Origin of the sequence: Novosphingopyxis sp., assembly GCF_965218915.1 — a bacterium.
Taxonomy (GTDB): domain Bacteria; phylum Pseudomonadota; class Alphaproteobacteria; order Sphingomonadales; family Sphingomonadaceae; genus Novosphingopyxis.
The window spans coordinates 92461-113935 of the sequence record NZ_OZ244708.1 but is presented as its reverse complement, the minus strand read 5'-3'; the positions used below and the strand labels follow the sequence as shown (position 1 = coordinate 113935).

Genomic DNA, 21475 nt, shown 5'->3' with positions numbered 1-21475 from the left:
ATGGGAGAGTGAAGGGAAAAAAGGCCTTCGCTTCGCTCGTCCTCGTCATGCAACAGCACGAGGAAATATCATGAACGAAGAACATAATATCGGCACTGCCGAAGAGGACGACCGTGTCCGATCGCTGCGGCGCGTCACCGCTCTGGATGACTGGCCGACGACCAACAATCCGGTAGCACCGGTGCGCACCATCGCCGTGTTGGATGTCGAGACCGACGGCCTGGATCCGCAATCGGATAATGTCATCGAGATCGCAATTGCGCTGGTCGACGTCGATGCGGCCGGGCGGATCGTTACCATTGGCGACCTTGCCCTGGTCCGCCAGGACCCGGGTCGGCTCATACCACCGCGGATCAGCCAGCTGACGGGGCTGACCAATGCGGATCTCGCCCGCAAAGGAGTGAACACATCGGCGCTGGCCGCCTTCATCAACCGGGCCGAGGCAATTTGTGCCCACAATAGCCGGTTCGATCGTGGTTTTTGCGAGCGAATGATGCCGGATATCAAGCCGCTGCCGTGGCTCTGTTCGATGAACGATGTGCCGTGGCAACGCCTCGGCTACGACGGAGCCAAGCTCGGTCATTTGTTGATGCAAAATGGCCTGTTCGCTCCGCGCGCACACAATGCCGGCGACGATGTCATTGCGCTGCTCAACCTGCTCTCGTGCCGCTTGCCAGGCGGTAAGACCGTGATCGGCGAGGCTATGGCGAACGCGCAGATGCGCACGGTTCGGATCGATGCTTTCCAGGCACCCTTCCGCGTGAAGGACGAGCTCAAACGCTTCGGATACCGGTTCGATTGGCGGCAAAAGGTCTGGTGGATCGAGGTAGGCCAGGACGAGGTCGAACGCGAGCTTGCCTGGCTCAAAGAGACCGCGCCCTTTGCCGAGCCGCGGCAGACCACGATCACTTGGCACGAGCGCTACCGCTGAACGGCCAGTGGGGAGCCGGGCGCTATCGCCCAGCTCCTTCCATATCATGGGAATAATGGTGAGCTGATTTTCGGGAACGGAAAAAGGCTCTGGCCAATAGGCCAATCTCCACAATCCAAGGACATATCAGATGACCAATACCACCAACCAGCCGGCCGCAGGCCGGCAGGCCCTTTTGCATGCCCTGCGCACCGAAATGGGTTTCGCTCCAGCAGGCATGAACACCGCTCCCATCGCATTTGCCGCGATCGATACACTTTGCCATGAGGGATGCATCGGCCTGATGGATTGGGTGATAGACGAGGCGCTCGATCTGATCGCAACGATCTATTCAACGCCAACGTCACCAGAACCAGAAACCTTTGGTGTCGTGCTGCGCAAACCAACCGGTGCCGATTTTGCAGAGGCCGTGCCAATCGAGATCGCGAAGGACCAGGCCCTGGTTCTCTACGCCGAGTATCTGGACGGCTATCTCAAGGCAGATCGCCACGGGGAGCTGCTGCTGATCAAGGGCATGCCGACGGCCAATCTAACTGCGGCGACCAGACGCGCAGCTGCGCGGCTTAGTAAGAAAGCCAGCACGGCTTCGCTTCCCACAACCAACTGGAATCATCTGCAGTTTTGGCGACCGCAATATGATTTTGCCGTGGTCACCAACTTCCACTGACCGTCATCTCGGTCCCATCGCAATCCACCCAGCGGGCGGCGCCACCAAGGGGCCGCCCGCTTCGCTTTTGACGAAGGAGCATGTCTCATGCGCTCTGTAATACCAGTTTCAGACAAGATGATCGCCTTTTCGGTCGTCTATCACCCCCATGTCACCGGTGAAGCCTCACCGCCGATCCATGCATTCGGCGCGCTCAAGGTGACCCGTATCGGTAAGAAAGAGGCCCAGTTCGAGCTCTTCAATCACGCCTTCCGCTCGCGATACGAGGACGTCGATGCGATCGCGGCCATGCAGTCGCTGGTCGATCCCTCTACGAACGTAATCGGCTTTGGCGGTCCGCTCGGTCCGCATCATGTTCGTCACATGATCGCGGGATCATCGACCGACATCAATCCGGCGCTGCCAATGCTGGCGGGCAAGGCGCATGCCGCAGCCTGGTTGCTGCATTGCCGCCGATCGGCGCTGGTAGAGGTTGCGGATGCCTATGGCATACCGCTTGCCGATCAGCATGCCTCGCTGACCCAGCAGGCTCGGCGGTCGATCGACCAGGCGCAGGTGATCTGGCTCAGTTGGCTCTACTCGACCGCATCGGCGAACGAGCGCCGTTATCTCAGCGCCAGCTTCCAGGCCTGGCTCACGCTCGAACGGGTGCGGCCCGTGCCGTTCTGATCGGCACCTTCCTCATCATCAACAATCAACATCATCGCATTGACCCAAGCGGCCCAATGCCCAGCACAGGAATACCTCATGAAAAGCTACACCATCCTCGATAGCGAAACCCGCTTCGATCCCTATCTCGAAGACGCTTACAAGGCGATCGATCCCAAATGCGAAAAAGCCCGCATCGCTTCGTGCAAGCTGGACGTCGTCGCCATGCTCGACGTCGATCTCGACGATGAGGGCAGGCTGTCGGTCGGACCGCTCGCCAGCTGGACGGCGGAAGATGGCGGCGAGCGTCCCTTGCTCTCCGCCGCCTTTTTCCATCTGCAGGAACGGCCGGATCGGCAACTCGTGACCTACGGCGGAAGCGCGGTCGATGCCAAGGTCATCGAACTGGCCGCGATGAGCCATGATCTTGCCCTGCCGATCCAGCTGCGTGAGCAGTTCGGGCCGCGCCGCGAGGCGCGTCATCTCGACCTGGGCCAGGCCATCAAGGGGTTCTCCAAAACCTGGCATCATCTCACTGAAATCCTGCTGCGCATGGGCGTGCCAGTTGCACTCATCGCCAACAAAGCCAAACCGATGGCGGACGATCGGAACATCGATTGGCGGTCGGCGCGCGAGCATTGCGAACTGGATACGCTGCTGACCGCCATGGCGCTGATTGCCTGGCGGCGGGTGCAGGGCGATCCTTGCCTGCATATTCCGACTGCGTCTTACGCGCTGATCAGCGGCTATCTACATCAGCGACCGGAAGGCGCGATGGCATCGCTGCTTCGCCGCGAGGCGGCACATCTCGCCGGGCTCATCGCCGCGGATATGGATTTAGCAGCCTGAGACGGGTGCATCTTGGTTTGCAGTGCTTAACGCAGATCACCGGACAGGCACCGAAGCCCCCGCATAAGGATCATAGGGTGCCAATTCTGTCGTCGGAGACGACGGCACAGATGTCGCTGATATTGGCGCAAGCTGCTCGAACGCCGCGCCTTCACGCCCCGCCAGCCCGCTCAGCCCTTGTGCGATGGCGGCGGAGCCGAACAGGATGAAGCAGCCCGCGATGAGCTGCGCCCCGCGGCGGATCGAGACGCTGCCCTGCAGCATCATGAACCCGAGCCAGGCGACCGCGATCACCGCGATGCTGGTCGCCAGCGAGCCGAGCAGCAGGCGCTGCACCCATAAAGCGGCCTCGACGATCGCGCTGTTGCGGGATGGATCGAACAGGCTTGGCTCCATCAGTCGGCGCTCCGTGCGGCCAGCTGACCGCCCAGCGTCACGGCCTCGACGAAGCGCTTGCCGCTGCGCCGGCCGAGCTGGACGAAAATGTCGATGGTGCTGCGGATATAGTGCGCGACATCCTGCCGGCTCAGCCGCGCGCCCGATTGCATCACCAGCAGCGCCATCTGCTCGACGGCGAGGCGCGGACTGTCGGCGTGAATGGTGGTCATCGATCCGGGATGGCCGCTGTTGATCGCGCGCAGGAAGGTGAACGCCTCGGGTCCGCGAATCTCGCCGAGCAATATGCGGTCGGGCCGCATCCGCAGCGCGGCGCCCAGCAGCGCCTCGGCGCTGACATCGGCTTCCGACAGCCTGCTGCGCGCGGCGATCAGCCCGATCATGTTGGCGTGGCTCTGGATCAGCTCGGGCGCGTCCTCGATCGTGATCAGCCGCTCGGCCGGCGGTATTTCCTTGAGCAGCGCGTTGAGAAACGTGGTCTTGCCCGAGGAGGTGCCGCCCGAAATGAGGATGTTCTTGCGCGCCCTGACCGCCTGCCCGAGCAGCGCGGCATATTCGCCGTCGGCGTGCAGCTGACGCAGCGACCGGGTGACGCTGCCGGTGTCTTCTGCGTCCTGCCGGACCGTGTCGAACGCGCCTTGCGATTCGTAATCGTCCAGCGTCATCCCGCGCGCGAGATGCTTGCGGATGGCGATGGCGACGGGACCCCGCGTGGCTGGCGGGAACACGATCTGCACGCGCGATCCGTCGGGAAGGCTCGCCGACAGCATAGGATGCGCGCGGCTGATGCCCTGGTGGGCGATCGCCGCGATCTGGCGCGAGAGCCGTTCGAGCGCGACCTCCGTAAGCCGCGCGTCATCGCGGCGCTCGACCGTGCCGCCCAGCGTCTCGATCCAATATTCACCCGGGGCGTTGATGTAGATGTCGGTGACGTCGGGCCGCGCCAATATGTTGGCCAGCGGTGCGAGATAGCTGTGCAGGTAGACCGGCGCATCGGCGGTATCGACGGCGAGCGCGGTCACCAGCGGCTCTCCACCGCGGCAAAATCGAGATCACGCGCAACGAACACGCTGACGCGCGCACCGGGCTTGACCTTGAGCGTGGGCGGTATGTCCTGCGACAGGCTGCTTCCTGCGGTCGCCGCCACGCTGCCGGGCAGGGCGACGATCACCGATCCGTCGCTGATGCTGCGCGAGGCGACATTGGTGCCGATATTGAGCACCGACTGCAGGATCGCCCCGCCGAAACGGGCGAAGAAATGGCTGTTGACCTTGCCCTTCACCCCCGCGCGGCCGAGCGGATCGGCGGACGGCGAATCGAGCGCGATGGTGGCGCCGTCCGGTCGCACCAGCCGGGTCCACTGGATCAGCGCGCGGTTCTGGCCCGGTTTTACGTCCGCCTGATAGTCGCCATATAAACGGCTGCCGCGCGGGATCAGAACGGATTTGCCGTCGAACCCGCGCACGTCGCGCGAGACCAGCGCGCGCGCCTGGCCAGCGCGCGTCGAATCGAGCGCGGTTTCGAGCACCGCCGGGATCAGCGTGCCCTGAGGCACGGTGGTGGTGGGGTTTTGCAGGGGCCCGGCGCGCGCGCGATCGAAAACGTCCGAAGCCTGGCGCGGATTGTCATTGCCGTCGTTGGACAGTCCGCCCGGCTGGCCTTGCGCGCCGCTGTCGCCGAACACCATCACCGGGCTGCTGGAGACACGCGGCGGCGGCTCGGGCAGCAGATTGGTGGGGCCGGTGGGCGGGCCATAATCCTGATATTGTTCGGGCGGAGCGGCCGGTGCTGGTGGCGGTGCATAGCTCGGCTGCGGCTGCGATACCGGCGCGGGCTCGGCGCGCGCAAAACGCGGCTGGACCCGCTCAAACGCCGGGGCCTCGCTGGAGGGGGGGATGAACAAGCTCGGCGCGGCCTGCGACGGCAGGACCAGATCGGACGCCGCGGGCCTGGTCGGCGGGGCGGTAAGCGCGCGCCGCCGCGCATCGAGCGCGTTGAACAGCAGCAGCGCCGCGATCAGAGCGCCGATGGCAAACAGCACCACCGGCATGCGCGAGGGTGCACCGGCGACTTCGGGACGCACATCGCGGTCGCGCACCACGTCACTGCCATGCGCCGGACGCTCGACGCCGGTCATGAGGCTTCGTCTTCGCCAGAGGGCCTGCGGGCCTGTTCCTTCGGCCGCCTTGCCACTGCCCTGTCCCTGCCGATCCGGAAGACCAGCTTGTCGAACAACCGGTCGATCACATAGGCGTCGCCGCGCACATAGCCATCGACGAGCACTTCGTCGCCGGTATCGTCGATCGCGAACACGGCGGGCTGGAGCTGCTTTTCGGCCCAATGGATATAGACGCGGGTGCCGTCGTCACCGACTTCGACCGGGCGGATTGCGCGGTCTCCGCTCAGTTTCCAATTGGTGAGCGCTGCGTAATCGAGCGTGTCGACGCTCTCGGCCGGATCGGGCAGATCTTCGCCATAACGGAATTGCAGCGCGAATGGTGAATTGCGGCCATCGGACGAGCCGGGCAGCAGCTCGAACAGATAGCTGCGCACGTCGGTGATGACGGTCATGTTGGTCGAAATGCCGCCCTGCGTCGGCTTGATGAACAGATGATCGCCGCGCGCCGTTGCGCTGACCAGCCAGATGTCGCTCGCGCCCACCGCAATATTCTGGATCCGCTCGGTCGGCGCGAAGCTGACGGTGAGCTGGTATCCGGGGCTGACCATCAGCCGCACGATCTCGTCCGGATCATAATTCACCACCTGCAGGCGTGGATCGCCGCCGTCGGAATAGGGCTGGGTCTGCGCCAGCGCCGGGACGGCGCAGCATAGCATGGTGAGCAAGGCGAACAGACGCATCACGGTTGCGGCACGGCGGCCTGATCGTCGACGACCGCTTCATCATCTTCCACGCGCTCCAACGGCGTCGCCGGGCGCGCCTCCTGCACCGCCGGAAGCGCCTCGGCATCCTTGCGGTAGCGCGTCACCTGAAAGCCGAGCGGATTCAGCATACGGTCCTCCACGCTCATCGGTTCGCCCGAATAGCGCCAGCGCACCACTGCTGCGTAAGGCTGGCGCACCTCGCCGCCGCCATTGGGGGCGGTCCGCAATGTGTCGAAGCGCACCAGCGAGACATTGTCGCCAAGCGATGACACGCTTTTAACCTCGGTGTCGATTACCGTGCGGCGCGGATAGCGGGTCAGCGGGCTATTCGGATTGCCCGCCTGCATATCCGCGATGTAGCCCGATCGCGCGCCATCGGCCGACCAGAGCGCAACCTTGCGGTAATCCTGCTGCACCGTGTCGATCGCGAAGCTTTCGCGTGCGATGACATATTGCGCCAGAAAGCTGCGCGTCAGCGCGGCGTCGGGCGTGACCAGATTGCCGTCGACGGGGGTGAGCGCCTCGACATAGCCGGTCTGCTTGTCGACCAGCAGCGTATAGGGCTCGACCGCCTTCAGTGGTGTCAGCGCAACCAGTGCGATTGCTTCCAGCACGGCAATGAAGCCGGCCCCGCCCGCGATCCACCAGGCGAGGCGGCGCGAGCGGCGGATACCGGCGGCGCGATCCTCGGCCCAGCTCCCCGCATCGCGGAAATACTCGTCCAGATCATCTTCGGCTTCGATCGGCCCCTCCCTCATGGTCCACGGTCCCGCGCGTTGCCCGCCCGTGTGGATCGCCGCATGGTGCGCTTGTAGCTTTGCCCGAGTGGGACGGCGGTTGCCATCATCTTGTCATCGCTCGCGCCCCGGTCAGCGGCGGGAAGCGCAAGGGGCCGGGCCTGGTATGCGCCGCGACCACCGCCGATGGATGCGCCCACCCATTCGGCGCGCTGGATCGATTCGATCCCCTCGGCGATGCGCTGGGCGCGCTGCGATCCCGCAAGCGCGGGCAGGCCTGTGGGCTGAGGCCTGGCGGACGCCGGTGAGCGGGACCGGTCCTTGCCAGCTGTCTCGCTTGGCGACGAAGCCCGCGCGACCCATTGCCGCACGGCGAAGCGCGTAAGAAAGGCGAGCAGCAGCAGCGAGGCCAGCGAAAAGGCCAGCGTCAGTGCGAGCAATTCGGTCGGGGCGCTGGGAGTGGCGATGTCCGACGCGCGCTGGCGCAGCGCGCTGGTAAGCCAGGGTTCTAGCACGGCAAGCTCGACCGAGAGCAGCACCGCGAACCCGGTCGAGGCGAGCATGATGCCGAACAGCGCGCTGAGCCAGCCTAGAAACAGGCTGCGGGTCGCCTCGAACAGCAGCAGCCCGGCGAAAAGGGGCCCAAGCGCCAGCAACAGTCCGGCAGCGATTCTGAGCATGATCAGCGGGACCAGCGTTCCGGCAAGGAAGGACAGCCGCGCTGTGCCCCAGCCCAGATCGTCGCTCACCGCGATCTCCTGAAAGGCTTCGTCCGGCCGCTGGCCCTGCTGCACCGGCACCGCGCCCGCAGTGAAGCGGCCCGAGCCGATCCGCGTGAGCGCCAGGATCGCATCGTCGACCCCCTGCAGACGCGCGACCATACTTTCAGTGCTGGCGGTCCCGGTGCCCGACAGCAGGGCGGCGCTGATATCGGCGGGCGCCTCCAGCACGACATCGTAGAACAGGGTTCGATAGGCCGGCCAACTGCCCAGCAGCGTCAGCACCACCCCGATTTCCAGCGCGGCGACTACCACATCGCTCAGCCCCAGACGGTCCCCCAGGATCAGCCGGATACCCAGGATCGCGATGAACAGGGTCAAAAGGCTGGTGACCGCAATGGAAAAGGCCGATCCGGGGGCGGCCAGCGACTGGAAGCCATAGCTGCCAATCGTGGCGGCCTGGCAATCGATATGCTCGATGCTGCGGCTGAGGAATCCCTGGCCGGTGGTGACCGCGCCGCACGGCATTATACGCGCTCCATCAACGGGGCCATCCAGTCGGCGGGGTCGTCGCCGGTCGCGGCACGCACATCGTCGAAAATGCGCATGATGCCTTCGCGGCCCGACAGGATGGTGAGCAGCTCCGCCTCGCCGCTCAGATCGAGCCGCGCGACCACGCTGTCCTGGCCGTGCTTGATCAGGAAACAATGCGCGCTGTCGGGCAATGTGCGGACGAGATCATATTCATGGGCCGTCAGGCCGAAGCCGTCGACATAATCCTGGGCACGCGCCTTGGGGTTGATCATGAATATCTGCGTGCCGGCCTGCTCGATGATCGCGCTCGATATCTTGCTGTCCAGCGCATCCTCGGCGCTCTGCGTGGCGAAGCCGACAATGCCATTGCGCTTGCGGATGGTCTTTTCCCAGTCCTTGATCCGCCGCACGAACACCTCGTCGTCGAGCGCCTTCCAGCCCTCGTCGACGACGATGATCGCGGGCGATCCGTCGAGCCGTTCCTCGACACGGTGGAACAAATAGAACATCGCCGGGGTGCGTGCGGTGGGATCGTCGAGGATCGCGGTCATGTCGAAGCCCACGGTGCGCGCGCTCAGATCGGTGCGGTCGTCTTCATTGTCAAACAGCCAGGCGCGTTCGCCCTGTCCCCACCAGGGTTGCAGCCGTGCGTAGAGATCGCCCGCTTGAGGACGCGCGCTCCCACGGAACAGCTCGGCGAGATGGCACAGGCGGCGGTGCTCGGGCGGTTGATCGTAATTCGCGTCGACCGCATCCTTGATCCGCGCGGTCTCGCCGATATCCGCGCCGCCCGCCAGCATACCCAGCCAGTCGATCAGAAACTGCCGGTTGCCGGGTGTATCGGGCAGCTGCAACGGATTGAGATGCGCGGGCTCGTCGGGACGGAGCCGGTCGTAGCGCCCGCCGATGGCGCGCACGAACAATTCCGCGCCGCGATCCTTGTCGAAGAAGACGATGCGCGGATCGAACTTGCGCGCCTGCGCGAGCAGGAAGTTCAGCACCACCGTCTTGCCCGAGCCCGAGGGGCCGATGACGGTGAAATTGCCCAGATCGCCGTGGTGGAAGTTGAAGAAATAGGGCCCCGCCGCGGTGGTTTCGAGCAGCGCCACGGCGTCGCCCCAGTGATTGCCGCGCGCCTTGCCGACGGGAAAATTATGCATGCTGGCGAGGCTGGAGAAATTGCGCGTCGAAACCAAGCCGCGCCGCGCAATATATTTGAAATTGCCGGGAAACTGCGCCCAGAAGGCAGGCTCCAATGCAATGTCCTCGCGCGCGCCAATGATCCCCATATCGCCGAGCTGCGCGATCACCTCGGCGACATGATCGTCGAGCGCGGCCAGCGTGTCCGCGCGCAGTGCGATCGTGGTGTGATGCTCGCCAAAGCCTGCGCGCCCCGCCGCCACATCGTCCTTGGCCTGCGCCAGCTCGTCGCGCAGCGTCAGCGCCTCGTCCTCCGCCGAGCGCATGCGCCGCAGTGACAGGTTCATGCGCGACAGCGCAGCGCCGCGCTCGACGAAGCCGAAGCTTTGCGACACCGTCATCTCGATCGGCAGCCGGTAGAGCTCGTCGAACATGCCGGGCGAGGTGATGCCGGGATAATCCTTGATCGACACCATGGCGAGGAACTGGCGCCGCGTGGCACCCGCCTGGCCCAGCTCGATCGCCTCCTGACCGAAGCTGATCCGGCGACAGGCGAGATAATTGCCGATATCCTCATGCGGCAGCGCGACGGGGCGCATGTCGCCGTTGAGCAGGCAGGACAGGAACTCCAGCGGCTCCGAACAGGGGCCGTTCGGCGTGTCGTAGATACCCAGCACCTGCGCGCCATATTGGCCGAGCGAGGCGACCAGCGCATCGCGCGCATTCATAAGCGCACGCAGTTCCTGCGCCGCGGCGGCTCCGCGCTCGCGCCCCGCGTCCGATACCCATCCGCGCAACCGGTCGGCGATGCCCATGCGGCCCTGCAGCGGGCGGCGCACCAGCGTCAGGAACAGCTCGTTGACATAGAGCTGGCGCGAGGCGAGCCGCTCTCTCCACCGCGCGTCGAGTTCTTTCGAGAAGCTGTCCTTGTAATCCGCGTCGAGCGCAAAATCGGCGCGGCGGCGCACGACATGATGGTAGAGCGCGAAACGCGACGAGCCGACCGCGCGCAGCATCGCGTCGCGCAATTCGGCGCGGTAGTTCAGTTCGTCGGTGTCGGCGGTCTCGAACAACAGGCCGCGCAGCCGGATGGTCTGCATCAGCATGCCGTCGCGGGTCTCGGTCGTCTGCCGATCGACATGGCGCGCATAGGGCAGATGCGCGCCGACCGGCTTTTCGCGCGCGACGACCTTGGGGTCGCGGGTCAGGGACGGTAGGAGTTGCATCGCCAGATCGCATGGTTGCGCACCCGCGGGCAGCGGCTGACCCTGGCGATCCACAGATCGAAGATGCGCGGCTCGCGCAGGCACATGATCACGCCGATGCCGTGGATGAGCAGCGCGATGGCCAGCACCCAGAGCGACTTGAAAATCAGGAACAGCTCGGCCGCCAGCACGCCGTTGATCACGAAGAAGCTGTAGGTGACGCCCGCGAGCATCTGTGGACGGGTTAGCGCGACGAACAGCGTGTCACGGCGAATGTCGGGCATGGCGGATCAGTTCGCCGTTTGCGCGGTCGACTGGATCCCGCCGACGATACTCGCGGCGCCGAACAGCACGAAGCAGCCCAGGATCACCACCGCACCGTGCCGCCAGTTGATCCGCCCGGTCAGCATCCCGAAGCCGACTGCGGCAACCGCAATCACCGCGACGATGGTGGCGAGCGTGCCGAGCAAAGTGCCCTGCAGCCAGGATGCGGCGGATACAATCACGCCAGAGCCCGCAGGGTCGCCGAGCTGGGCGGCGGTTGCGGCAGTAACAGGTGAAAGAGCAAGCATACTAGCCGCTCCGGACCGAACAATCGCCCGTCTAAACATGATACTCCCCACCTTCGGATCAAACTCCGAATCCATGATGCACTCGGATAGCAGCTTTGCCAACAACAGATTGCAGCAGAATAGTCAGTCTTTCCCGACTCCGCGTATTCAGAAACAGGCGGCTCGGCATCTCTAATTGGGGTGCCCCTTATCCGCGCGGGCGGCCTCTTATACTCAAAAAGCTCGAGGAGCAGAATTTTGTTGCTAAGTATTCAAAGCTGGGCGCAAGTAGCTCCACGAATAGAGTGAGTCGCGATTCGTTGAACGATGCGACTGGAGGGGGGTGTATGCTGCGTCACGAATTCACCAGTCGAACCGCGCTTGCGTTAGTTTTGGCAGCCGCCGCATCTTCGGGAGCATCGGCAGGTGAAACCATCACTTACACCTATGATGCGCAAGGCCGCCTTGTCGTGGCTCGATCATCGGGGACCGTAAACAACAATCAAGTAGCGTCCTATTGCTACGATTCGGCTGGCAACAGAGCGCTAGTGAAGGCCGACGATGCCGGCGCACTTGCTAATTGCACCAGCAACTCGCCACCCCCGCCGCCCCCACCCCCCCCCCCCGCCGCCGCCGCCGCCGTCAAACAATCCTCCAACGACGGTGAACGATACGGGATACCAAGAGCCTTGTAGCATTGGATATTACAATGTCCTGGCCAACGATACCGACCCGGAAGGCAATTATCCGCTTGCATTGGTAAGTGTGTCTGGCGCCAAATTTACAGTCTCATCTACCACCCAGCTCAAATATAATGGAGTGTTGTCCCACGGCACAACAGCTACTGCTACGTATACAGTCCGGGACTCCTTTGGGGCTACAGCGACAGGAGTTCTGGTGGTTACAGTTGGCCAGGGTGCCTGCCAGTAACAGAACTCCAGTTATTGCGCCATTTTAGAATGTAGAGTGAAGATCAGCGCCCGAAATATAGATGGCAATTGCTATATATTAGTGCAGGCCTTCTCAAATTTGAGAGCATCGATATGAGAGTTATTAGTTTTAAAATCATTGGAAATGCGGCTTGTGCCCTGCTATTCTCATTTTCGAGCGTTCTCAGTGCGCAACCAGTTCCTGCATCATCCTGCAAAGCATTCTTGAGCACTGTGTTCGATGACGGCCCCGAAATGCTCCAAGTCGTGTGCGGCAACGCTGGAACGGTATTGGGCCAGGTAGACGATTATGAGCTGGTCGAACTGCCCGATGAACAAGCTGCGGTGGTGACGACCTCATATGAGGGATCGAAGCGCGTCTGGCTGGTTATGCAAAGCGGCGATAACTCGCTGGCTCTTGAAGAGATAACCGGAACGATCGCCAGAGCTGCCGGTGTTGAAGCGAGCACGAACCTTGATGGGGTCGATCTTGATTTCGCCAAGGGTGCCACAGAACCGTTGAACATCGGTATCGCGTCGCCTGGCAATTTAATCGGCACAGTATCCAGCGATGGTGTCGATCTCTCTCAATTGGTCGATCGGGCGCGTGCGGTGCGAGCGAGCGAGCCACTGAGCGACGAAGAATAAGGGTTCGGGGGGAGTAAAATGACAAAAAAAGGCATTCGTTCGCTCTCGGGCGTATCGCTAGGCGCCATGTCGCTGCTTTTGGCTGCAGAAGCCAACGCGCAGACACAACCGCCGCCGCCGCCGCAGCCCATGAATGTGGATGAGAACAACGTCGACATTTTTACGCGCACACTCGTGCTTGGCTCAACTGACCTGAGAATAGGGCCAGACGATCACCGCGGATTGCAGCTCGATAGACAGCTGGCGACCTATGGCTGGCGTCTATCGACGACCCCGGTGATGTCGGGCAATGCGACAGATCCGATCGTTGTATTTGGCGGGGTGTCAAGCTCATTTCACTGGAACGGAACGGCTTATATTCCAGTAGTTCAAGATGGGTCAACGCTGAACAGCACCGCCACGGCATATACCGCCTCGGACGGAACAGTAATTCAATTCCGGGCCGTATCTGGTCTTTCTGAGCACACCACTGCATTCAAGGCTGCAGAGAAGATAACCTTTCCGGACGGCGTTGAGCATCAATTCTTTTATCAGACCGGTGCTTATGAAGTTGTCAGGCCGAATCCGAGCGATAATTATTTTGTAACGCAAACCAGGCTTATTTCTATCAACAGCTCGACAGGCTATCAACTCAAACTGTCCTACTATTCCAATTACAGCACGCGATCAGATTGGGGCCAGCTAACCAAAGTTACGTCGATCAACAATGCAGTGGAGTACTGCAGTCCAACGGCAGATGTATGCAGCCTTGCTGGTAACTGGCCGGAAGTGACCTATGGTGGCAACCTTTCGAACACCCCCTCGGTAACCCATCCTGAAGGCAGGACCACCTCCTATTCTTACTCCGGTAGCAAGGTCACCTCGATAACGCCGCCTGGCTCGGGCAGTTCGCCGGTTTCCTTTGTCTATAGCGGCGACAAAGTGTTGTCCGTGACGAAGGGCGGGGGAACTTGGAACTATTCAAACACTGGCACTTTTCACGTGCAGGTTTCCGATCCCAATGGCAATCCTTTGAGATACTCCTTCAATACCCAGGAGCAGCTTATTGGCATAACCAATGCAAGAAATGCTATTACCAATTTTGCGTATTGCAATCCTCCATCAAATTGTCCAGCAGGGCGCGTCACAAAAATAACAATGCCGGAGCACGACTACACCACCTTTACTTACGATACCCGCGGTAACGTCACGAGCCAGACGCATTATCCCAAATCTGGCACAGAGCTCGCTCCAATCACCCAAAGCGCAACCTTTTTAAGCTCCTGCACGAACCCGAAAATATGCAATAAACCGACGAGCGTCACCGACGCTAATGGCAACACCACCAACTTTACCTATAACGCAACGCATGGCGGGGTTAGCAAAATTGAAGCACCGGCGCCCAATGTGGGGGGTGCCCGGCCGACAACGACAATTTCTTACAGCGCGGTCCAGGCGCGGTATCTGACGTCAGCCAGCGGTTGGTCGAATTCTCCAACTATTTACGCTTTCGATTATTCGCGAGAATGCCGAACGGCGGCAACCTGCACGGGCAGCGCGAACGAGCGGATTTCTGATCTCAACTATCTCACCAGCAGCACCCCCAACAATGCATTGCCGGCCAACCTCAGCGTTAAGGCAGGCAACAACACGCTGATCCAGACGACAAATCTGACATATACCTCGTCAGGCGATGTCGCGTCGATCGATGGGCCATTGAGCGGGGCTGGCGATACAACCGTTATTTTCTACAACAAGGCGCGCCAGGAAACAGGCCGAATAGGACCGGCCGCATCCGGCTACAATCTTGCGCAGCGCACATCTTATGATGCGGCAGGCCGGGCATGGAAAGTTGAATCCGGGCATACCACTGGGCAGTCAGAAACTTCTTGGCCGTCATTTGCTGTTAATCAATCATCGACTGTAGCGTTCGACAGCTATGGCCGACCGATCAAGCAGTCTAGTATCGGATCGAACGGCGCTGTTCAAACCTTGGTTCAGACGAGCTACGACACGGCAGGCAGGATAACCTGTGTCGCTACGCGGATGAACTCGGCGAAGTTTGGTTCGCCTCCCTCCAGCGCCTGCCAACTCGGGACACAAGGAGCCTTTGGCCCCGACCGCATCACAAAATATAGCTATGACCAACTCGACCACGTGTTCCAGGTTACCAGTGGCTATCTCACCGCAGACGCGATCAATGATTACACATTTACCTTTACACCAAATGGCCTGATCGCGACCGCCAAGGACGCCTCGAACAATCTCACCACCTATATCTATGACGGTCACGATCGCAATTATCAGATCCGCTACCCCGTCGCGGCCAAGGGCGCCAATGCCAGCTCGACTACTGATCTCGAGCAATATGGCTTCGATCCGAATGGCAATGTCACTAGCTTCGTCACGCGCCGAGGCGAAACGTTGCTCCTGACCTATGACCATCTGAACAGGCTCACCAAAAAGGTCGTGCCGCAGCGCTCCGGGCTTTCCTCAACCCATACGCGCGATGTTTATTATGATTATGACTTGTTCGGCGGTCTCACGAGCGCCCGGTTTGATAGCACGGCTGGCGAGGGCGTGACATTCGCTTTTGACGGGCTCGGGCGTCAGATCATGGAAACCATGACGATGAACGGAACCAGCCGTTCGATCGGATCCGGATACGACGTGACGAACAACCGATCGACCATGACCTTCCCGGACAATTATTCGGTAGCCTCATCCTATGACGTCCTGGGACGGCCCAATCTGACGCAATTCAATGGCGAAAATTTGCTGCAGACCACGTTCGATGACTACGGATTGCCATCAAGGCTAAACCGGTATCAACCCGGCAGCGGCTGGAATATGTATAACAACTTCGCCTACGATGTCGCGTCCAGATTGAGCGGCCTTACCCTGAACCAGGCGGGCACCACTCTCGATACGACGGCGACCCTCGCCTACAATCCAGCGGGTCAGATTGCGAGCAAGACGCAGTCGAACAACGCCTATGCCTGGGACGGGCACAAGGACGCGACGCGCGCCTACACAGCAAACGGCCTCAACCAGTATTTGGAGGCCGGCCCGGCCGATTTCACCTATGATGCCAATGGCAATCTGACCTCGGACGGCACCAGCGCTTTCACCTATGATGTCGAAAACCGCCTGGTCATCGGCAGCGTGGGCAGTTCGAGCGCGACGCTGCGTTACGATCCGCTAGGTCGCCTGTATGAGATCAACGGTAGCCAGACCGGCATTACGCGGTTTGCCTATGATGGCGATGCGATGGTTGCCGAATATAACACTTCCGGAACCATGCTGAAGCGCTACATCCACGGCGCAGCTGCCGGTGTCGACAATCCGCTGGTTATGTATGAGGGCGCCAGCGTAGCGGCCAGCGCGCGGCGCTACCTTTATGCTGACGAGCGCGGCTCGATCGTGGCGATCTCTGATGCCAACGGCAACGGGCTGACCGTCAACAGCTATGACGCTTATGGCATCCCCGGCCTAACCAACGCCGGCCGGTTCCAGTATACCGGCCAGGCCTGGATTGCCGAGCTTGGCATGTCTTATTACAAAGCGCGCATGTATTCGCCCTCGCTCGGACGGTTTCTGCAGACCGACCCGATCGGATATGGCGACGGTATGAACATGTATCGCTATGTCGGCAATGATCCGGTGAATGGCATTGATCCGTCGGGGACATCCAGTTTAAAAGGCCTGATAAGGCGGATAGATGGTTCCTATGGCCCTGCGATAGTTGTGACCGGGCGGAGAGAGCCGATTAAATCGGCGCCGGCCGGAGTCTATACCGGACTGTTTGGTGGAATCTTCGCTGGCAGCGTTGGAGGTTCGTCAGCAGACGATATAGTCGTCCAAGGAACAGCCCGGCGCAAAAATAAAAAATCTAATCCAGCGCCGCGGACCAATTTTCGAATCGACAATAGCGCTCCTCCCAGTTCTAAGCGTTGCGAAGCAGGCGGGCTGAGCTTCCGAGCTCCAGACAATTTTAATCCCACTGATATTTTTAGTGCTGGATTTAGCGGCGGCTTATTTGGTGCCAATTCGAATGTAGGCCATTACGGAACTTATGACTTTCAACGCGTCCGCACATCCTCTGGCACGGTATTCTACAGCCAGTATACCCCCGCAGCAAATTTGGCTGTAGGTTTCTATCTTGCTGGTGCTGGTCAATCTCGATCTGCCGCTAATCTAATCTCAGATTCATTTGCTTCTGCATTTTCTTCTAATGGTGCGTCTGCCGAGCAGGACAGATTTCGGAATCTCGCTTATGATATTGTGGGTGGAAAGGCCAGTATCAAATGTTTTCCTGGACAGTAATTAAACAAAGATGGTCGGTCATAGCTTTTACTTTTGTGGTGATATCGATAATATTATCGATATCACCCATCTGGATACGATGGATAATCTTGTCGTCATATATTAGCAAAGATAATCAAGGATCAGGAGGAGATGTCTTTGTTTGGTTTACATATGTTATCGTGATATTTGTAGCGCTAGTTATTACTCATATAGTTGCCTTTTTACAAAAGGATTTTATGGTTAATAGGGACAAGCTTAAAATATTACTCGTAAGTATTTTACTTTGGGTAGCTTCACTAATTTGGATAGCATTTTTATAGAAAATAGAATGATAATATATTTGAATATATTTATTGGCGGTAAAGAAGAGTTCGTGTAGGTTTATTCAAGTTATAGAGTCTTTTACGTGTCCGCCGTCAAAAAGTTTGGCACACTTGGCTGCGTAAATTAGCGGAGCGTGGGCCTCATCTGGGGTTTGTTGTTTAGGCGGCGATCCTGCGGTGCTGCAAGCGCCGATTTTCGATGGTCTTCGTTTGATCCTTTCTCGCTGTATTATGATAGGTAAGCGTGGCCTGTGAGACGCAGGTCAGGCAGCTTCGGCGATGGGTTCTTCGACCAGCGTCCGCCAGTTCCAGGGCATGAGCTCATCCTATCTCGAGGCAGGCCAGTCGGCGGCAATTCTGGCGATGACATCGGTGATATAGGCTTGCGGCTCGATGCCGTTCATTTTAGCGGTCTCGATGACGGAATAGATCGCCGCGGCGCGCTCACCGCTAGCTTGAGAGCCCGCGAACAGCCAGATGGGATGACCATTTCCGGTTGGCGAACTCACCGGTTGGAGTAGCCTTCCTTTGTGCGGTCATTTCTAGACCGCGCAGGATCGGAGGTCGGTATGGCAAGCAATTATAACGCGTATGTTGGGCTGGACGTCCACGAGGAAACGATTTCGGCGGCAATTGCGGATGCTGGCCAAGCTGGCGAGGTGCGATTGATCGGGGTGATCAAGAATGAGCCCGAAGCGATCGCCAAGCTCCAATTCGTTGATTGCATGGGCAAACGAATTTTACGGGAAGTCGCAATTCGCGGTTCAGATGATCGGCGCTTCTAACGAATTAGGTGCCCAATGTGATGGGATCTTTTAACAAACTAGGTGCCCAATGCGATCATTATTAATATCTATAGCGTTATCTCTTGTGAGCGTATATGGTTTGTCTGGTTGCAATCTTGGTAGCCATGATCCGGAGCGCTACGTGCTTACGGGCAATGACAAAAACTTGTTTGTTCATATAACAATATCAATTGATCCAAACAAAGAAGACGAAATTTCATCTTTAGTAGAGTCTTTTTCCCAAAGGCATGGAATGGACTTTCTTTCGGCTCGAAAAAGCCTTTCGTCCAGCGATTTTAATGTGTCGGCGAATGGTCCTTCGCTCAATATTAAAGCGATGCATACTGCGGCAGTGGAAGATACCGGAGTTCAAGTTTTTGCCATTGTTCCGAAGCGCCCGACGAACAAGGACAAAGCTTTGGTAAAAGAGTTTATAATGATGCTTCAAAACATTCAATAACTGCCGCGAAATGACAAGGATTCAGTTATAGTTGTTACTGCATCTGCAACAACTCTGCAGGACTCCGTCAATCACGCACGCGGCCCTGGCATATTTCATCAAACTTGAGATTGCAGAGCAGATGATCGCGTAGCGGCCTGAGCCACCACGCTGCCCGTCCTACTCAGTCCGGCAGGGTCGAGCGGTCGAGATGGACGCCCTTGCCAGCGTCAATCAGACTGGCCATCATCAAATGGCCGCGACAATCAGCTCTCATCCTGATCGCCGCTCGGTTCTCATCCAGATCGTCGCGCTACACCGTATCGATGAGAGCGCAGCCTCTATCTCAATGACACCAGCAATAGCGACGATCGCACCCGCTATGGCGGCGACGCGTTCGTAAACTGGCAGTCGGCCCGCGGCAGCCTCGATGCCTCCGCCCTGTATGTGTCCCCGGCGGCAATCAGCTGGCCCCGGCCACGCTGAGCTTCGGCCTTCCACGCTGAGCCTAGACGGAGCACTGGATGTCAGATTCACTATGTTCTTGCCGCGCGTCTCCGGAAATACCGGTCTGTTCACGCTCTCGAGCCAAGATGAGATCGGCAGCGGATGGACCGTCGGCGTGGAAGCCTGCGGCATCATCGCATCCCAGGAACAATCCGCAGCCGACACCATCATTCTGGGTTGGAAGTTCTGACCACAGTGACCCGGCGGACCTGCTGTCTCCCTGCATGAGCGGTCCGACGGGGATTTTTGATATGAGGTTGAGAACTTCGTCTGAACGCTTGAAGGCGGGGACAGATGCCGATAATCTAGAACTGCGCCGCTAAATCCACCAGAATTTCCCAGTGATTACAGTGCCCATCTCTGTCATGTCGGGTGCGCCATTTCGGTCTTAAGGCACGAACGCCTACCGCGGTTTCGTCGAGCAGGTATGGTAACGATATTCGCGCCCGACGCTGGTGGTCCCCGTTCGCAGCCTCATTGCGCGGCCGCAGCATGCGCATAAGCAGATGCCGGTGAGCAGCGTGGGGTCGCGCACCGTCATCGGCGCCATCATCGCGAGCGCGGGACCGCCTCGAACTGCGCATCGGAGACGGTCGGCAGCACTTCTATGACCGCGTGTTCACTTTCCAGCTTGGGTGTTTTCGGCTTGTGGTCGCGGGTGTTGAAGCGCTGCTGGCCGATACCAGAACGCAAGCAAATGAGCGCTTAAGGCCGCAACCAATCGGTGTGATAGCATAGAGGCAGATTGAAACGGCTAAGCATCGGCCCACAATTCCGTGTCGAAAGAGAATGCTCGATCCAGAGCATGACGACCGGCTGGCGTCACGGTGACTGCTCGCGAACTGTCGACACGACGCACCCAGTCCCTGGCGAAGAAGGTCGCCAGTAGTGCCGTGCCTACTGTACCGGCGATGTGAGGACGGCGTTCGCTCCAGTCGAGGCATGGCCGGCAGAACACCCGCTTGCGCTTTGCGCGCGGCGCAGCCCTATCGAGGTCGACTCCAATGCTGCGAAGGAACGCCTCTCCGGCTTCCGTCAAAATGCCACCATCCGACGATAGCTCGACGTGTTCGCACTTGATCATCCGATCGGCCATCGCAACGGCGATCTGCCCGGCGAGGTGATCGTAGCATGTGCGCGCGCGTCGCAAGGCGCGATCCCTTGGACCTGTCCGGGGCGGAGCCTTCGCAAGGCGGGGCGGTGTCGCGGCCACCGCCATGATACCTTCGAGCATCTGCGCGATCGTGATCGACGCGAGCCGATGATAGCGATGACGACCTTGCCGCTCGACCACGATCAGGCCAGCTTGCGTCAAGCGCGCGAGATGAGCGCTCGCGGTCTGCGGGGTGATGCCGCCCGCTCCTGCCAGTTCGGTCGCGGTTAGGGCACGTCCGTCCATCAGGGCCAAAAGCATATTGGCCCTTGCGGGATCACCGACCAGTGCGGCGGTTTCGGCAAGTCCTGAGGTGGTGAGCATCGAGTGGTTCCGAGCGTGCAGTTAGATACACGTTAGCACAGCCCTGCCTGCAATGCTTCGGCGCCGAACGAAGCATCGACCCGCTACGGCCAGCTAAATGACGGTAAGACAGACAGGAGATATGCCGATCATGCTGACATGCTTTATTCGCTACGAGATCGACCCGTTCAGGTCAGATGCTTTTGAGGAGTACGCCCGCAACTGGGGGCAGGCGATCCCGCGCTGCGGCGCTGACCTGATCGGGTATTTCGCACCACAGGAGGGCTCGGCAACCACGGCTTACGGCGTCTACAATATCGACAGTCTCGCCGCGTATGAACAATACCGGGCGCGGTTGCGCGATGACCCACTAGGCCGCGAAAATTATGAATTCGCCAAGCGCGAGCGCTTCATTCTGAAGGAGAATCGCATGTTTCTTCGACTGGCGTCTGCACCCCATTCCTTGGTGCAGCCGTGATCGCCGTAATCTTCGAAGTCGAACCGGCGCCGGGCCGCAAGCAGCAGTATCTTGATTTGGCGGCGGCATTGCGGGGAGAGCTTGAAACGATCGATGGGTTCCTGTCGATCGAGCGCTTTCAGAGCCTCACTAATCCCGAGCGAATGCTGTCCTTGTCTTATTTCCGAGATGAGGACGCGGTGCGGCAATGGCGTAACACGGCCGCCCATCGTGCGACTCAGGCACGCGGCCGCGCTGGCGTATTCTCCGATTATCGGTTGCGCGTCGCCAGCGTGCTTCGCGACTACGGCATGACGAATCGCGCCGAGGCTCCGGCTGATAGCATCGCCGCTCATGTTCAGCCGGAAAAATGATGTCAGTTTA

The 21475-nt window shown here is 59.9% G+C and carries 23 protein-coding genes and 2 pseudogenes; 12 read left to right on the top strand and 13 right to left on the bottom strand.

Going from position 1 to position 21475, the window contains the following annotated elements:
* Positions 1 to 70 precede the first annotated feature (70 nt).
* The 4 genes from ACOQPC_RS00675 (at position 71) to ACOQPC_RS00660 (ending at position 3095) form a co-directional block, all read left to right on the top strand.
* Positions 71 to 931 (top strand): 3'-5' exonuclease, encoded by an 861-nt coding sequence (locus ACOQPC_RS00675; protein ID WP_420606755.1) that lies wholly within the window; start codon positions 71 to 73, stop codon positions 929 to 931.
* 130 nt (positions 932 to 1061) lie between these two features.
* On the top strand, positions 1062 to 1598 hold the full coding sequence (locus tag ACOQPC_RS00670) for a hypothetical protein (protein ID WP_420606754.1): 537 nt from the start codon (positions 1062 to 1064) through the stop codon (positions 1596 to 1598).
* A gap of 87 nt (positions 1599 to 1685) precedes the next feature.
* On the top strand, positions 1686 to 2267 hold the full coding sequence (locus tag ACOQPC_RS00665; RefSeq protein WP_420606753.1) for a hypothetical protein: 582 nt from the start codon (positions 1686 to 1688) through the stop codon (positions 2265 to 2267).
* A gap of 78 nt (positions 2268 to 2345) precedes the next feature.
* Positions 2346 to 3095: a hypothetical protein gene (locus ACOQPC_RS00660; RefSeq protein WP_420606752.1), complete on the top strand. Its 750-nt coding sequence runs from the start codon at positions 2346 to 2348 to the stop codon at positions 3093 to 3095.
* A 36-nt stretch (positions 3096 to 3131) separates the two neighbouring features.
* Here the strand turns inward: ACOQPC_RS00660 and ACOQPC_RS00655 are convergent, their stop codons facing one another.
* Genes ACOQPC_RS00655 through ACOQPC_RS00615 form a run of 9 tightly spaced genes read right to left on the bottom strand, consistent with a single transcriptional unit; the run spans position 3132 to position 11281 of the window.
* The gene (locus ACOQPC_RS00655) at positions 3132 to 3491 is read right to left on the bottom strand and encodes a TrbC/VirB2 family protein (RefSeq protein WP_420606751.1); all 360 of its coding nucleotides are present in this window, start codon (positions 3489 to 3491) and stop codon (positions 3132 to 3134) included.
* Positions 3491 to 4513: a P-type DNA transfer ATPase VirB11 gene (gene virB11, locus ACOQPC_RS00650; RefSeq protein ID WP_420606750.1), complete on the bottom strand. Its 1023-nt coding sequence runs from the start codon at positions 4511 to 4513 to the stop codon at positions 3491 to 3493. The genes ACOQPC_RS00655 and virB11 overlap by 1 nt, the downstream gene beginning before the upstream one ends.
* The gene (locus ACOQPC_RS00645) at positions 4510 to 5628 is read right to left on the bottom strand and encodes a TrbI/VirB10 family protein (protein WP_420606749.1); all 1119 of its coding nucleotides are present in this window, start codon (positions 5626 to 5628) and stop codon (positions 4510 to 4512) included. Before ACOQPC_RS00645 ends, virB11 begins: the two co-directional genes overlap by 4 nt.
* Positions 5625 to 6350: a TrbG/VirB9 family P-type conjugative transfer protein gene (locus ACOQPC_RS00640; protein WP_420606748.1), complete on the bottom strand. Its 726-nt coding sequence runs from the start codon at positions 6348 to 6350 to the stop codon at positions 5625 to 5627. The genes ACOQPC_RS00645 and ACOQPC_RS00640 overlap by 4 nt, the downstream gene beginning before the upstream one ends.
* Positions 6350 to 7132, bottom strand: a complete 783-nt coding sequence (locus ACOQPC_RS00635) for a virB8 family protein (RefSeq protein ID WP_420606747.1) — start codon at positions 7130 to 7132, stop codon at positions 6350 to 6352. Before ACOQPC_RS00635 ends, ACOQPC_RS00640 begins: the two co-directional genes overlap by 1 nt.
* Complete coding sequence (locus ACOQPC_RS00630) at positions 7129 to 8358, bottom strand: type IV secretion system protein (protein WP_420606746.1); 1230 nt, start codon at positions 8356 to 8358, stop codon at positions 7129 to 7131. The genes ACOQPC_RS00635 and ACOQPC_RS00630 overlap by 4 nt, the downstream gene beginning before the upstream one ends.
* Positions 8358 to 10730, bottom strand: coding sequence for a VirB4 family type IV secretion/conjugal transfer ATPase (locus ACOQPC_RS00625; RefSeq protein WP_420606745.1), 2373 nt, complete (start codon positions 10728 to 10730; stop codon positions 8358 to 8360). The genes ACOQPC_RS00630 and ACOQPC_RS00625 overlap by 1 nt, the downstream gene beginning before the upstream one ends.
* The gene (locus ACOQPC_RS00620; protein ID WP_420606744.1) at positions 10709 to 10993 is read right to left on the bottom strand and encodes a type IV secretion system protein VirB3; all 285 of its coding nucleotides are present in this window, start codon (positions 10991 to 10993) and stop codon (positions 10709 to 10711) included. The genes ACOQPC_RS00625 and ACOQPC_RS00620 overlap by 22 nt, the downstream gene beginning before the upstream one ends.
* A gap of 6 nt (positions 10994 to 10999) precedes the next feature.
* On the bottom strand, positions 11000 to 11281 hold the full coding sequence (locus ACOQPC_RS00615; protein ID WP_420606743.1) for a TrbC/VirB2 family protein: 282 nt from the start codon (positions 11279 to 11281) through the stop codon (positions 11000 to 11002).
* A 540-nt stretch (positions 11282 to 11821) separates the two neighbouring features.
* Here ACOQPC_RS00615 and ACOQPC_RS00610 point away from each other — a divergent pair.
* The 3 genes from ACOQPC_RS00610 (at position 11822) to ACOQPC_RS00600 (ending at position 17142) form a co-directional block, all read left to right on the top strand.
* Positions 11822 to 12190, top strand: a complete 369-nt coding sequence (locus tag ACOQPC_RS00610) for an Ig-like domain-containing protein (RefSeq protein WP_420606742.1) — start codon at positions 11822 to 11824, stop codon at positions 12188 to 12190.
* Positions 12191 to 12414: 224 nt separating this feature from the next.
* The gene (locus tag ACOQPC_RS00605; protein ID WP_420606741.1) at positions 12415 to 12837 is read left to right on the top strand and encodes a hypothetical protein; all 423 of its coding nucleotides are present in this window, start codon (positions 12415 to 12417) and stop codon (positions 12835 to 12837) included.
* A gap of 18 nt (positions 12838 to 12855) precedes the next feature.
* Positions 12856 to 17142 (top strand): RHS repeat domain-containing protein, encoded by a 4287-nt coding sequence (locus ACOQPC_RS00600; protein WP_420606740.1) that lies wholly within the window; start codon positions 12856 to 12858, stop codon positions 17140 to 17142.
* 568 nt (positions 17143 to 17710) lie between these two features.
* Here the strand turns inward: ACOQPC_RS00600 and ACOQPC_RS00595 are convergent.
* Positions 17711 to 17935, bottom strand: a pseudogene (locus ACOQPC_RS00595) (transposase domain-containing protein); the annotation flags it as partial.
* 81 nt (positions 17936 to 18016) lie between these two features.
* Here ACOQPC_RS00595 and ACOQPC_RS00590 point away from each other — a divergent pair.
* The 3 genes and pseudogenes from ACOQPC_RS00590 to ACOQPC_RS00580 all read left to right on the top strand — a co-directional run.
* Positions 18017 to 18157, top strand: a pseudogene (locus ACOQPC_RS00590) (IS110 family transposase); the annotation flags it as partial.
* A gap of 160 nt (positions 18158 to 18317) precedes the next feature.
* The gene (locus ACOQPC_RS00585; RefSeq protein ID WP_420606739.1) at positions 18318 to 18692 is read left to right on the top strand and encodes a hypothetical protein; all 375 of its coding nucleotides are present in this window, start codon (positions 18318 to 18320) and stop codon (positions 18690 to 18692) included.
* 517 nt (positions 18693 to 19209) lie between these two features.
* Positions 19210 to 19368: a hypothetical protein gene (locus ACOQPC_RS00580; protein WP_420606738.1), complete on the top strand. Its 159-nt coding sequence runs from the start codon at positions 19210 to 19212 to the stop codon at positions 19366 to 19368.
* Positions 19369 to 19581: 213 nt separating this feature from the next.
* Here ACOQPC_RS00580 and ACOQPC_RS00575 read toward each other — a convergent pair whose 3' ends face one another.
* The 3 genes from ACOQPC_RS00575 to ACOQPC_RS00565 all read right to left on the bottom strand — a co-directional run bounded on the left by ACOQPC_RS00575 (position 19582) and on the right by ACOQPC_RS00565 (position 20655).
* Complete coding sequence (locus tag ACOQPC_RS00575) at positions 19582 to 19656, bottom strand: hypothetical protein (RefSeq protein WP_420608177.1); 75 nt, start codon at positions 19654 to 19656, stop codon at positions 19582 to 19584.
* Positions 19657 to 19727: 71 nt separating this feature from the next.
* A complete protein-coding gene (locus tag ACOQPC_RS00570; protein WP_420606737.1) occupies positions 19728 to 19871 on the bottom strand; it encodes a hypothetical protein in 144 nt (47 codons plus the stop codon).
* Positions 19872 to 19932: 61 nt separating this feature from the next.
* Positions 19933 to 20655 carry an ArsR/SmtB family transcription factor gene (locus tag ACOQPC_RS00565; protein WP_420606736.1) on the bottom strand — a complete coding sequence of 241 codons (723 nt, stop codon included), beginning with the start codon at positions 20653 to 20655 and terminating at the stop codon, positions 19933 to 19935.
* Between the two features lie 121 nt (positions 20656 to 20776).
* On the opposite strand from ACOQPC_RS00565, the gene ACOQPC_RS00560 reads away from it, so the two are divergent.
* Together ACOQPC_RS00560 and ACOQPC_RS00555 are read left to right on the top strand one after the other, a co-directional pair.
* Positions 20777 to 21112 (top strand): NIPSNAP family protein, encoded by a 336-nt coding sequence (locus ACOQPC_RS00560; protein WP_420606735.1) that lies wholly within the window; start codon positions 20777 to 20779, stop codon positions 21110 to 21112.
* Entirely contained in the window at positions 21109 to 21465 is a 357-nt protein-coding gene (locus ACOQPC_RS00555; RefSeq protein ID WP_420606734.1) for an antibiotic biosynthesis monooxygenase family protein, read from the top strand. The genes ACOQPC_RS00560 and ACOQPC_RS00555 overlap by 4 nt, the downstream gene beginning before the upstream one ends.
* Positions 21466 to 21475: the final 10 nt, after the last annotated feature.